Source organism: Actinobaculum massiliense (assembly GCF_001457435.1).
In the GTDB taxonomy this organism is placed as follows: domain Bacteria; phylum Actinomycetota; class Actinomycetes; order Actinomycetales; family Actinomycetaceae; genus Actinobaculum; species Actinobaculum massiliense.
On the sequence record NZ_LN881717.1, the window covers coordinates 305478 to 318813 of the forward strand.

At 61.5% G+C, this 13336-nt stretch carries 8 protein-coding genes; 1 reads left to right on the forward strand and 7 read right to left on the reverse strand.

Going from position 1 to position 13336, the window contains the following annotated elements; all coding sequences use genetic code 11:
* Positions 1 to 58: 58 nt before the first annotated feature.
* Positions 59 to 2665, forward strand: coding sequence for a bifunctional lysylphosphatidylglycerol flippase/synthetase MprF (mprF, locus tag BN2664_RS03345; RefSeq protein WP_007001628.1), 2607 nt, complete (start codon positions 59 to 61; stop codon positions 2663 to 2665).
* Positions 2666 to 2702: 37 nt separating this feature from the next.
* Here the strand turns inward: mprF and BN2664_RS03350 are convergent, their stop codons facing one another.
* From BN2664_RS03350 to BN2664_RS09470, 7 genes are all read right to left on the reverse strand, one after another.
* A complete protein-coding gene (locus BN2664_RS03350; RefSeq protein ID WP_007001627.1) occupies positions 2703 to 4340 on the reverse strand; it encodes an amidohydrolase in 1638 nt (545 codons plus the stop codon).
* A 188-nt stretch (positions 4341 to 4528) separates the two neighbouring features.
* Positions 4529 to 6154 (reverse strand): ABC transporter ATP-binding protein, encoded by a 1626-nt coding sequence (locus BN2664_RS03355; RefSeq protein ID WP_007001626.1) that lies wholly within the window; start codon positions 6152 to 6154, stop codon positions 4529 to 4531.
* Entirely contained in the window at positions 6151 to 6948 is a 798-nt protein-coding gene (locus BN2664_RS03360) for an ABC transporter permease subunit (protein WP_007001625.1), read from the reverse strand. The genes BN2664_RS03355 and BN2664_RS03360 overlap by 4 nt, the downstream gene beginning before the upstream one ends.
* The gene (locus BN2664_RS03365; protein WP_007001624.1) at positions 6949 to 7929 is read right to left on the reverse strand and encodes an ABC transporter permease; all 981 of its coding nucleotides are present in this window, start codon (positions 7927 to 7929) and stop codon (positions 6949 to 6951) included.
* 8 nt (positions 7930 to 7937) lie between these two features.
* Positions 7938 to 9479, reverse strand: a complete 1542-nt coding sequence (locus tag BN2664_RS03370; RefSeq protein WP_007001623.1) for an ABC transporter substrate-binding protein — start codon at positions 9477 to 9479, stop codon at positions 7938 to 7940.
* An 87-nt stretch (positions 9480 to 9566) separates the two neighbouring features.
* Positions 9567 to 11333: an ABC transporter ATP-binding protein gene (locus BN2664_RS09465; protein ID WP_007001622.1), complete on the reverse strand. Its 1767-nt coding sequence runs from the start codon at positions 11331 to 11333 to the stop codon at positions 9567 to 9569.
* A complete protein-coding gene (locus BN2664_RS09470; protein WP_007001621.1) occupies positions 11333 to 13138 on the reverse strand; it encodes an ABC transporter ATP-binding protein in 1806 nt (601 codons plus the stop codon). The genes BN2664_RS09465 and BN2664_RS09470 overlap by 1 nt, the downstream gene beginning before the upstream one ends.
* Positions 13139 to 13336 lie beyond the last annotated feature (198 nt).

Below are 13336 nucleotides of genomic sequence, written 5' to 3' on the forward strand. Positions count from 1 at the left end.
CTCTCCGCCATGCACTCCCGTTAGCGCCAGCGATGGCCCACCAACGGTAAGGAATGATGTGAAGCAATTCATCAAAGAGCACGCGAAAGTACTCAAGCTAGTTTTTTACGCGCTCATCGCCGTCGCCGTCGTCTTCATCGCGAAGGGGCAAATTGCCGAACTTTCCGGCGAGCGCATGCACGCCGTGCTCTCGGGTACTCCCAAGCCGCTCCTCATGGAGCTGGTAATCCTCGCCTTCGTGGCGTTCTCCGCCACCGGCCTCTACGACGTTTTTGCCGCCCGCTCGGTAGGCGTGGACCTGCCCGCCGCACACGCCCTGCGCATTGGCTGGATTGCCCAGGCCTTCAATAACTTCGCCGGCCTCGGCGGCCTCACCGGCGGAACCATCCGTGCCCGCTATTACTCCAAAGCCGGCGCCGACCCGAAGAAAGCGGTGGGCGTTTCGGTGGCGGTGTGGGCCGCGAACCTCCTCGGCCTGTTCGCGCTCCTCCTCGTCACGCTGCCTTTCGCCTCACGGTACGACGGGCGCTTCCTCATCGTCCCGGTTATCGCCTGCCTCTATATCCCGATCTACTTCATTGCGGGGAAAATCCACTTCTGGAAAATTGACCTGCGCTCTACGGTGCTCGGCCAGCAGGACTGGCGCACCAAGGTGGGAATGTTCATTGCCTCGCTTGCGGACTGGCTTGCCGCCGCGCTCTTCTTCTGGCTCTGCGTGCACGTATTCTCCCCCGGCGTCGGCCTGCTCCAAGCAATCTTCGTTTACGCCACCGCCACCCTGGTGGGCTTGCTCTCCTTCGTGCCGGCCGGCTTGGGAACCTTCGACGTCACCGTTTTCGCATTCTTTAGCCAAATGGGCGCCGACCCTTCCGAGCTTGCCCTGGCGCTGGTAGCCTATCGCGTCACCTACTACCTCTTCCCCTGGCTGGCGGCCGTAGGCGCGTGGCTCTACGAATTCATTGCGCCGAAGATCGGCTTGGTCAACCGCGAGAGGCGCGAAGCTGTGCTGGTCACGGTGCTCTGGGTGGCCATGTTCTTCACCGGTGTGGCGCTGATTGTTTCGGCGGTGGCGCCCGGTTTCACGCGCCTGCCTGGCTTCCTGCACTATTTGGTACCCATTGAGGTAGCCCGTGCTTCTCGCGCCGCCTGCCTGATGGTGGGGTTAATGCTGGTCATCCTCTCACGCGGCATTCGCCAAAAAATCCAGCGCGTTCACACCGCCTGCCTGGTGCTTCTTATCGTGGCGATCGTGGCCGGTACCGCGCGCGGTTTTGACACGCAAATGATTGTGGTGCTGGTGATTTTCGCGGCCCTGCTCTATCTTTCCCGCGGCGCCTTCGTGCGCGGGCCGCTCGACTTCGAGTGGAAGTCGTTCACCGTTTCGCTGGTGATCGCGATCGGCGTACCGCTGGCGATTTTCGCGTGGCGATGGTCGAAGATTCCCGACGGCGTACAGGTCTATCCGCATGCCGGATGGCGCACCGGAATTTTCTATTTGCTCCTGGTGACGATCGTGGCTCTGGGCCTGCTTTTCTCGCGCTCGCGCGCTCCCGGATTCGAGTATCCGACGCCGGAGGAAACGCGGCGTTTCGAGGATTTCGTGGCGAAATACGGGGCGACGCCGTACACCCATCTTTTCTACCTCGGCGATAAATCCGTGTTTTATAACGAAGCCGGAACTGCCGCACTCATGTACCGGCCCTGGCGTAATTTGTTACTTGCGCTGGGTGACCCAATTGGTGACGAGGATGCCTTCGAGGAACTCCTCGACGAATTCGTCTCCTTCGCGGATACCCACGGCTGCAAGGCCTCCATTTACGAAATATCCGCCAAATATTTGGCGGCGGCGGCCAACACCGGCTACAGCTTCCTCAAAATCGGCGAAGACGCCACGGTTGTGCTGGAGGATTATTCGAACGTTGGCAACAAGGGCAAGGTGTTCCGGCGCATGCGCAATCGCATGGGCGAAAAGGGAACGCATTTCGAGATGGTTCATCCGCCCTTCAGCCCGGAGTTCCTCAGCGAAATCCGCGATGTTTCCGATTCCTGGTTGCGCGGCCGCGATGAGATGGGCTTCTCGCTTGGCTTCTTTGACCCCGACTACCTCGGGCGGGCCCCGGTGGCGGTGGTGCGTAGCGAGGCCCGGGTGGAGGGCTTCGCGAACCTTATGCCCATGGAAGAGGGCGTTGCTTCGGTGGATCTTATGCGCATTCGGCCCGATGCCCCGGGTGGCACGATGGACGGATTGTTCGTTTCGCTGATCGAATGGGCGAAAGAAGCTGGCTATCACGCCTTCAATTTGGGCATGGCCCCGCTTTCCAATACCGGTTCTAGCCGGCATTCGCGTGCCCAGGAAAAGATCGTGCGCTACGTTTACGACTTCGGTAATCGCGTCTATAACTTCCGCGGTTTGCGCTCCTATAAGGAAAAGTTCAAGCCGAAGTGGATTTCGCGGTACCTCATTTACTCCGGTGCATCCTCGCTAGTGCCGACCCTACTGGCTCTTCTCAGCGCGGTGCAACATCCGGACCGCACCCACGGCGCGATTCCGCTCACGGACTCCCACCCCGAATCCGCCATTGCCATTGACTGCCCCGCCGCTCTCGCAGCGCAACAGGAAACGCACCCGGAGAATGCTCCCTCCGCGCAGGCGCAAAACTCCTAAGCGTGGCGGGATAAGGGGAAAACAGGCCGCGGGCGTATCACTGCTCCCACACCAGTTCGCCGCCCACAAAGGTGGCACGCATACTGGCTTCGAGGAGCGCTTCAGGCCCGCAAGTCAGTAGGTTTTCATTGCATACGGCTATATCGGCATACTTTCCCACATCGAGAGTCCCTAGCTCTCCCTCACGTCCTACCACGTAGGCGCTACCGTGCGAATAGGCGCTCAGTGCTTGCCGCATACTAATCTTTTGCTCCGGAAGCCACCCCTCGGTAGGCCTGCGAGTTTGGGGGTTCTGGCGCCAGACCGCACACGAGAGAACCTCGCGCCAGTTCGCGGGCGAGCACGGAGCATCGGTTCCGAACGCCATAACCGCTCCCGTTTCTGCATAGGTGGCGAAGGGCCACATGAATGCCGCCCGCGCCTCCCCCAAATCGCGAGCCGGTTGCTCGGTATCGATGGCCAGGTGCTGGGGTTGTACCGAGGCAACGACTCCCAACTGAGAAAAGAGCTGAGCGTCTTCGCGGGTGAGGTTTTCAATATGTTCTAGGGAGTTGCGGCCTTGCTCCGGCACTCCAAATCGCACCTGAGCATCGCGAATGATCTCAAGGGCTTCGCTGACCGAGCGGTCTCCAATGGCGTGGATGCGTACCGGAATATGATGCTCCGCCGCATTCATAATGAGTTCGCGCATTTTTTCCGGTTCAATCGTGGGCCGTCCGCTATCGCCGGCAAAGTACGGATTGCTGTAAGGCTCGAGGAGCCAGGCAGTATGAGCGCTGGAGACGCCGTCGAAAAATTGCTTCATTCCCGGAGCGCGCAACAGCGACCCGCGCAAACGCGCGCGCAGGGCAAGGATTCGATCGAGGTCACCGATAAGCTGCGGGAAGAGGTGAACTCGCATGGCAAGTTTCCCTTCGCTTTCAAGTTCCTCGTAAATTCCCTCATTTACGCAGTCCGCGCCCGGCAGAGGACACAGCGCCATATCGCAGAGGCTGGTGAGCCCTTGCGAAAGCATGCGCTGGAAGTGCCCTTCGTAGGCGCTTTTAACCATCTGGCTTGGGATCGATTTGAAAATCCGGGATGCGTAGAGCATCGCGGCGGCCTCACGTAGTACCCCGGTGGGGATGCCCTGGACGTCACGTTCAATAATTCCGCCATGCGGTGGACGAGTTTCGCGATCGATGCCGAGGATTCGCAGGCCGGCGCTATTGAGCCAAAGATTATGGCAATCGCCCGAGTACATGGCCACCGGGCGGTCGGGGAAGGCGGCGTCGAGAGAATCCTTCGTAGGAACTCGCGGCGGATCCCACAAGGCATACCGATATCCTTGCCCAATAAGCCATCCATCGTTGGGCGCACGGGCAGAGAATTCCTGTAGGTGCCTCACGCAGTCCTGCTCGTTTTTGCCGCAGTAGCTGGTGGCTATTTCAGACGGGAAAAGCGCCGTATGGAAAACGTGTTGGTGTGCGTCATGGAATCCCGGGCAAATGAAGGATCCGCCGAAATCGAACAGCGGAGCCCCCTCGCACTCGTATTGTTTCGCCTGTTCATAGGGTACGCGGGCGACGACGCGGCCCGCGCGCACCACCAGCGCCGCGGGAACGTCCGGAAAATCGTGATTGAGAAATACATGACGCGAAGCGATGACGGCATTCGCGGCCATTCTTTGCTCCATTGCCTTCTGGCTCCTCTGGATCGGCAACCAACCGCACTCCGATGTGCTCCTGGCTGTGCATACCTACATAGATATTTTAGTACAAACGTACCACCTCGGGATTGCCGATAGCCCCACAGACCCTTAGTTAATTTGCAACGCCGTGCCCGCGCCTCATCGCGCCGTGATCCGCAGGCGCGCCTCGCCTGCTATGGCGCGAGGATAATCTCCCGCTCGCATACCGCGCGCACCACTTCGGGATCGTGGGTGATTACCAGGAGCGCGGCATGGTCCTTAATCCGTAGTAGAACTTCGCAGAGGGAATCGCGAGTGGCGGGGTCAAGGCTCGAGGTGACTTCGTCCAAGATAATGAGCCTCCGGTTGACCGCCAACGCGCGGGCGAGGGCAAAGCGCTGAATCTGCCCGCCCGAAAGCTGGCGCGGGTAGCGCTGGGACCAGTCCTCGGGCAAGCCAACTAGCCGCGCCGCCTCATCCGCACTAAGCGAAGCACCGTCGTTTTCGACGCCGTCTTTGCCGCGCTGATCGGCGTGGCCATTAGCCCGAGCAAATATGCCCCGAGCTCGAGCTTCGGCGCGATGCATGCTCACCCCGAGGGTAAGGGCGGGATTGACCGCGGTCACCGGATCTTGGGTGACCCAGCCCAGCGCCCCGCGTAAGGAGCGCGGCCAGGCTTCCAAGCGGGCCGGGAGGGCCGTTCCATCGAAAACTACCTCGCCGCCAAAGCGCGGCCACAGCCCCAGCAGAGTGCGGGCGATCGTTGTTTTACCCGCTCCCGAACGCCCGGTAATTGCCAGGGCTTCGTGCGCGCTGAGCTCAAAGCTCAGATCGCGCACTACCGGCTCAGCCAGCGTTGGCGCACCCGCGCTCAGAGACCGCACGGTAAGAAGCGGTGTTTTACTCGACGAGCTAGCCTTCCGCGAACCACTTCCCCTCTGCGAACCGCTCCCCTGCCGCGTGGCCTTCACCCCCTCGGCCGACCCTGAACTCACCGCCACATCGCCGCCCGGCACATCGCCGCCCGCCGCTCTGCCCTGCGCTTCGCCCGGCTCATTTCCAGGCACCTCGTCCGGCCCCACGCCAAGCCCGCCGCCCGCGGGCACCAACACATCGGAGGTGATCCGCCCTGCCTCAAGCCGTACCACCCTGTCCGCCACGGCCGGAATGATTTCTAGCTGGTGGGTAATCGTTAGAACGGTGCAATTGAGTCGCGCGACCAAAATCTGCACCAACTCCAAAACCTTGGCGGTGGTTTGCGGGTCGAGCCCGGAGGTGGGTTCGTCCAAAATGAGTAGCTGCGGACGCTTCATGAGGGTGCGGGCCAGGGCAACGCGGCGGCGCTGCCCGCCCGAAAGTTCCGCCGGAAAGCGGCGCAAGAATTCTTCGGTAGCGGGCAGTCCAAACGTCTCCATAGCGGCCTGCACAGCGGCGTCGTCCACGTCCGGCCCGGCAAATTCGGTCACCAAACGGCGCACGCGGAAGGTCGGAGTCAGAGAAGCTGCCGGATCTTGGTCCACGCGGCCGATCCCTCGGCGCACCTTTCGCAGAGTCGAATACTTGGGGCGATGATGGGCGGCGTCGACCACCGCGACGGCGTCGGGAAAACCACCGGAGAGCTCCCCGGAAAGCCGCACGCTACCGGAGGCGAGGTGCAAGCCGGGGGCAATGTAACCCAGCACCGAGAGGGCGAGGGTGGATTTTCCAGAACCCGAGGGGCCGACGATGGCCACGCGCTCGCCGCCGCGCACCTGAAGATTAATGGCGTCGAGGACAGCGCCGGCGGCGGAGGTAATCGTGAGATCGGTAATTGCAATCATTTTGCCTCCCGGTTCGCGGCGTCAATAAACAGGTTGAGCGGCACGGTGAGGGCGATAATCGCGAGCATGGGTGCGCCGCAAGCCCACGGGTTGAGCGAGAGGCCGAGGAGGTTTTGGGAAACCATATTCGGCCACAAAAACCCGGTTGACGAGCTGGTCGAGCCGAGGAAGGAAACCGTGGAGAGCAGGTAAATCGCGGTGATGACGGAAAACCCAAACTCGGTAGCAATCGGGCGGGCGAGCAGCGGGACTACCTCGCGTACCAGGGCGACCGGAGTGCTGTCGCCGGCCACCCGCGCTTCCTCGTAGAACCCAGAGCGGAGCAGCGGCGCTACCGTGGTTTGGTAGTAACGCGAGGAGAACGGCGCCGTGAGAACAGTGGCAATGGGGACCGTGGCCCAGAGCGAGCCGCCCGAGGCGGAGTAGGCCACCAGGCTCATCACCATCATGGGGATAATGAGGGCGGCGTCCAGGGCGAAGCGGGCAACGCCACTGCCGCGAGCGCGCGTGGCCATCCACATTCCGAGAGCCAAGCTCAGGGCTTGGCAACAAAAGGCCGTGACCACCGACGCGAAGAGGAGGCGCCGCCCGCCTAGCAAAAGTTGCGGGGCGAGGGGGCGGCCCAGATAGTCGTAGCCGAGGCCCCACGGCCCGCCGGTTTCGTATGCTATGGCCTCGGTGGTGAGTGGATCGCCCAGCCGGGTGGCAAAGAGCGGGCCCGCGAGCGTTGCGAGTAGCACCAGGATTACCATCGCGCCCCACAGCTTGGCGCTCCAAGAGAATTTGCGTCGCATCTAGATCACCGCCGCGATTCGCTCAAAACGCTTACCAATGAAGTCAGCGAGGATGTAGGCGATGGTGGTGACGGCGATAAGCGCTCCCCCGATGCCCATCACCACGGGTACATCGCGATTATTGATAGCCCCGATCAGGGAATAACCGACGCCGGGGAAAGACGTGACGGTTTCGATCACGACCGTCCCGCCCAGGAGGTAGGGAATCATCTGTACGAAGAGCTGGCAGATGGGGTAACTCGCGGTGGGAAGCAGATGGTGGAAAAGCACGGTGCGGGGAGGAAGGCCGGAAAGGTAGGCGTCTTTGACGTAGGCCGTATTCGCGTAGGTGGACACCAGCGCCCGCACGCGGCGGAAAAGCGAGGCGGCGCAGAGGATCCAGAGGCACAATGAGGGCATAATCAGCGCCGTCGGAGCCTGCCAGACGGTGCGGCCCGGCCCGGGCACCGAGAGCACCGGGAGCCAGCCCAGAACCTGCGCCAGGACGAATACGGCAAGGATCCCCACCACGAACTCCGGCATTGCCGTGACGATTGTCGCCAGGCCGTGGGAAACGCGGGTAAAACGCGAGGGACGGGCGCCGGCGTAAATGGAGACCGGCAGGGCGATAAGAAACAATCCGGCAAAAACAATCGCTGCTACCGTCAGGGTAGAGATAACCGGGGTAATAAGAGTTTGGGAGACCGGCACCCCGGTAACAAGAGTTGTCCCCAGGTCCCCGCGCACAAAGCCGCTCAGCCAGTCGAAATAGCGCGCGAGCACCGGGGCATCCAGGCCCATAGCCTCGCGCGCGGCTTCCACCGCGGCCTCGCCGTGGCGGCCGGCGCTTACCGTGGCGGCATCGCCCGGTAGCGCCTGGACGAGCGCGAAAAGGGCCAGCGTGGCGCAAGCAAAAAGGCCAATTCCGCGGAGCACCCGCCACGCGAGCCACGCCCCGAGGGACTGGCCCGCGTGGCGGGTATTTTCGGCAGTAGACGTCATAGAATTCGCTACTTGGCCGGGGTGAAGGTGGCGTTGGCCAGGAGCGGCACGGACTGGGTGGTAACCACACCATTGAGGCCAGCGCGGCTAGCGCTCAGCTGCTTCTGGTAGCCCCAAATGAGGTCGCCGCCGTTATCGTGCTGATCCTTGAGAACCTTCTGCACGTTTTCTTCCTGTATTTTCGCGTCCGTGGAGGTCATCGCGGTCTGCAGAGCCGCGGAAATTTCCGGGGAGCTGTAGCCCGAAACGTTGTAGGGCGACTCGGCGGAGACCTGGCTTTGTAGGTTGCTGATCGGCAAGCGGTTAATCCAGTAGAAGGTGAAGGCCGGGGCCTGGTACACCTTCTCCATCTGCGCAAAGAAGGTTTGCGCGTCCAGCGTTTCCACGGTGACGGTCACGCCCACCTCGGCAAATTCCTGCACCATCAGCTCGGCGGCCGCGGTCTGACCGGGCACAATATCCGAAGCGATAATGTTGAAGCTCGTGACGCCCTTGCGAGCGAAAATCTCACGCGCCTTATCCTTATCCGCGGTGGTCTGGGCCAAATCCTCGGGGTAGGTGACGTAGCCCTTGCCGCTCATGTCGTTTCCGACCTCGCCGGCTTCCTCACCAATAAGCGTCTTGACCATCTTGTCGCGGTCGAGGGTCAGCTTCGCCGCCTGGCGAACCTCCGGATCGTTGAAGGGTGCCACGCGGGTGTTGAGCACGAGCTCCTTCACCGTGGCCGATTCAAGCGACGGCTCGGGAATCACGATGTCCTTATTGGCACTGAGGGTGCGCATGGAAGCCATATCCAGGCCCCAGGCATAATCAATTTCGCCGCTCTGCAGGGCCTTAGCCTGCGCTTCCGAATCGGCAACCGGCACCAGGGTGACGGTCGGAATCGCGGGCTTGCCCGACCAGTACTTTTCGTTAGCGGCCATGGTGTAGCCGGTGCTCGAATCGCCTTCGGTCACCTTGTAGGTTCCCGCGCCGACGCCGTCGAACTTCCCCTTGGGGGCGATCGGCGACATCATACCCAGCGAGGACTCCAGGAAGTCCGACTTCGGAGCCTTGAGCTTGAGAGTGGCAGTGTTTTCGGTTGCGGTGGAGGCGCCATAGTCGACGACGCCGTACATCGCGGCAAAGTTCTGCGACTCAGACAGGTGCTTTAGGGAATCGATGACGTCCTGGCCGGTGACGGCGGTGCCATCAAAGAAGGCGAGGTTATCGCGCAGGGTAATCGTCCACTCGGTAGCATCCGCGTTCGGTTCAATGGACTTGGCCAAGGAGAGCTGGGCGCCGTCCTCGGTCACGTAAGCCAGCGAATCGTAGAGGTAGAACAGCAGTAACATCGAGCCGGGGGTGGTGGCCACATTTGGATCGAAGGTATCCGTGGGAGCGAACATTGCACCCATCCGGATCGGTGAGGATTCTGCCTGGGCCGCCGCGCTTTCGCTGGCGCCGGTGGTTTCGGCGGCCGGCTTATTTGCCGTGCCAGAGCAACTCGTCAGGGCAAGCGCGAGGCTTGCGCCGAGGGCGGCCAATGCCCGCCCGAATTTCTTCGTCATAGATTTTCCTTTACTGGTTTGGTTTGCAGCTATGTTCTGACAAGTCTTCGCGTCCGACGTGCCTAGTCCCCGCCCGCGGCATCGCGCCTAATTCCCGCCCGCGGCCAGCGACCAGCCGACGCTGCGGTCTTGGTGATGCCAGAAGTCCTGATAGGGGCCGGGGATATCGATCAGCGCCTCGTGGTTGCCCAGCTGGGCCACGCGCCCTTCGGCGTCGAACACCACCACCTGATCAGCAGAGCGGATGGTTTCGAGCTTGTGGGCGATGACGATCAAGGTGGAGTCTTGGCGAAGCTGCTCCATCGCCGCCACGATATTCGCTTCGTTCTCGGCGTCCAGGGCGCTAGTGGCCTCATCGAAGAGGACGATTGGGGCGCGTTTGACGAGCGCGCGGGCGATGGAGACGCGCTGGCGCTCACCGCCCGAGAGCGCGGTGCCGCCCTCCCCCACGCGCGCCTCCCAACCATCGGGAAGGCGCTGGGCAATTTCGGAAACTCCGGCCATATCGGCCGCCCAGCGGATTTCTTCCTCACTGGCGGCGGGATTGCCCACCCGGATATTGGCAAGCAGGGTTTCATCAAAGAGGTAGACGTCCTGGAAAACCATCGAGAGTTGCTTCATTAGGTCTTCCGTGCGTTGGGAGCGCACATCTACTCCGCCCACCAGCACCGCGCCGGCATCGACGTCGTAAAAACGCGACACCAACCGCGCCACGGTGGTTTTCCCGCAACCGGAAGGGCCAACGAGCGCGCACATCGAGCGGGCGGGAACGCGGAAGGACACTCCGCGCAACACCTGCCGCTCGGGAACGTACCCGAACTCCACCTCGCGCAACTCCACGCTGCCGGGCGCGCTCAGCGGCGCGGAGACTTCCGGTTCGGGCAGGGATGGGGCGTCGAGCACGCTGTCGACATGCTCCATAAGCTGGCGGCGCTCTTCGAGCCCGACGGCGCTGGCGCCCAGCTCTTCCAGCATGGAGGTGAAGCGCAACGCCATACCGATGGTGACGACGCCTTCTAGGATCCCAATTCGCGCGCCGAGCATCAGGTACGTGGCCAGGGTAATCATCGAAATAATGATGATCTGAAGGAAAACCCCGTTGAAGATCTGCCCCACGGTTTCCCAGGCGAGCCCGCGCCGGCCTTCGCGCCGGCTCTTTTCGAAGGCTTCTTCGATTTCCCGGTAGCTCCCCGAGGCATTGCACGAGCGCAGAGCGCCCTGGCATCGCGAAAATTCGATAACTCGGGCGGCGAGCTCGTTTTCGCTCGGTTCGGAGATCTTCTTGCCTTTATTGATGAAATGCCGGGCGAGGGTGAGGAAAATCAGCAGGAACGGGATTGCTACGGTGAGTAGCGCACCCAATTCCCAGGCCCAGAACCACGAGCCAATGCAGATAACGCCAGCAGCCACCGTAGTTTGGATAAATTTGTAGAGGAAGTGCGCCGCGGATTCGCCCAGGCTCATCATTTCCTGGGTAACCATGCGAGACATCGACCCCGCGCTGGAACCCTTGAACCAGCCCAGCGGGAGGGAGGCAACCTTCGAGCCGACAGCGTAGTGCACGTGCTTCAAGAATCCGAGCGCGCCCATATATCCGGTGCGGGTGCCGAAGAAGTCAATCAGCACCGAGGCTGCCGCATCGACGGCGAGGACGATCATCCATTGCCAGAAACTCAGGCTCCACACGGGTGCGCCGGTGCCGAGCGCCATCGAGGCGGGGAGGAGAATGAGCAGGCCGAGGCCCATGAGGGCGCCGGCAAAGGAGCCGAGGAGGGCGCCGGTGCGGAAGTTACGCCAGGAGGCATCGTCCATCAGGCGCCGATAGTGCAAAATCAGCGGGGTTTTCTTCGCCATTAGTTCTCTGCCTTCTCCGCGAGCGCGCCCGATTGGGCCAGCAAAGCTCGGTAGTGCGGTTCATCGAGAAGTTGTTTGTGGGTACCCACCGCGGTGACCTCGCCGTGATCCATTACGGCGATTTGATCAACCCCGCGAATGGAGCGCGGGCGATGCGCAATAACCAGAACGGTGCGGCCTTTGACCAATACGTTGAGCGCTTCTTGGATCTCGGTTTCGGATTCCGGATCGGCGAAAGCGGTGGCCTCATCGAGCAGGAGAATCGGGGCATCAATGAGGAGCGCGCGGGCAATCGCAATACGCTGTTGCTGGCCGCCAGAAAGGCCGGTGTCTTGGCCGAGTACGGTGTCGTATCCATCCGGCAGGCTCATAATGTAGTCATCAATTTGCGCGGCGCGGGCGGCAGCGCGCACCTCCTCCAGGCTCGCCTCGGGTTTCCCGAGGGCAATATTGGCGCGTACGGAGGTGGAGAGCAGTTGCGCATCCTGGAGCACAAAAGAGACCGTGCGGTAGAGGGTTTCCTGGTCCATCTCGCGCACGTCCACCCCGCCGATTTTTACGCTTCCCTGGTCTGGATCCTGGAAGCGGGCAATCAGGGTGGCGAGGGTTGATTTGCCGGAGCCCGATGGGCCGAGCAGAGCGGTGATCGTGCGCGGCTGGAGCTGAAGGGAAACGCCGCGGAGCGCGTGGGTATCACCGTAGGAGAAGTGGACGTTTTCAATTTCGACGCCGGTGCCGTTGGGCTTCTTCCCGCGGGCCGGGGTTTCCAGATTTTCGACGTCGAGAATTGAACAAATGCGCATGGCCGCGCCCCCGGCGAGCTGATAGGACCAAGCAATGGCGGAAACGGTTTGGATCGTCCCGGGTACCACAATTGCGATCAACGTCGTCGTGAGAACTTCCGCGACGGTGACGGCTCCGGTGCTCACAAGCAAGGCACCGCCGCCAAGGTTCACCAGTAGGAGGATAGGGATAGACACCCAGGTGAAGGACAGGCAGGAGATCGTCACCAGCGGCATACACCAAGCGCGGTAGAACTGGGAGAACTCATTGGCGGCCTTAATATAGTTGCCGTGCGCCTCGCCAACGCGGCCGAAGGCCTTGACCACGCTAATGCCGGAGACGAACTCGACCATGGTGGCGGAGACCTTCTGGAGTTTCGTATCCATCTCCGCGGTTTTTTCCGGCATATCGCGCATGGTGACGGCGTAGGTGCCAACGTAGAGCGGAATCGTGGCGATGGAGAGAAGCCCGAGGCGCCAGTCGATAACGAAGGCATAAATCACCAGGGCCACCGGGGAAACCACGGCGTTGAGCTTGTCTATGGGGCCATGGGCGATGACGGTGTGGACCGTCGTCGTATCGTCTTGCACCGCCTTGCGCACAATCCCCGAGTTCGACTCCGTAAACCAGGAAAGCGGGGCTTTAGCCAGCCGCTCGATAATGCCGCGGCGCAGAATATCGCGGAGCTTGAGGTCAGAGAAATGCGTCACGAGCAGGGCAATGAAGTACAGCAGAAGTCGGAGCGAGAAAGCGCCGGTGAGGATCGCGATGATCGTCCACACTTGGTCGGTGTCCACCGCGCTCAGGCTTCCCGCATCGGTGAGGACGCGGCCGAGTTCAACCAACGCAATATAAGGGGCAATCGCGAGGATCCCGGAAATAATGGTAAGGATTTGCGCTACGAGGATTCGGCCCCGAATTGGTTTTGTGAGCCGCCGAATTGCGGCTTGCCCGGCAACGGCTTTTTCTTTATCCCGATCGGCTGGCTTGCCCTCAGCCACCTGCGCGCTTTGATCTGCCATGCAACAAACACTTTCAGCTTGGTACGGGTAACCTTACCTACAAATGGCAACATTATAACCCGGCCAAAACAGTGTCAATTAAAACTGAAACTACTTCTGCACCAGGTCTTCGAGGCAACATATCGAGTTGCCGAGGGCGACATCCATTGCGGCAAACTCGCCGTTCCTCGCGGAGGAAGGGCGGCGCCATGCGCATCC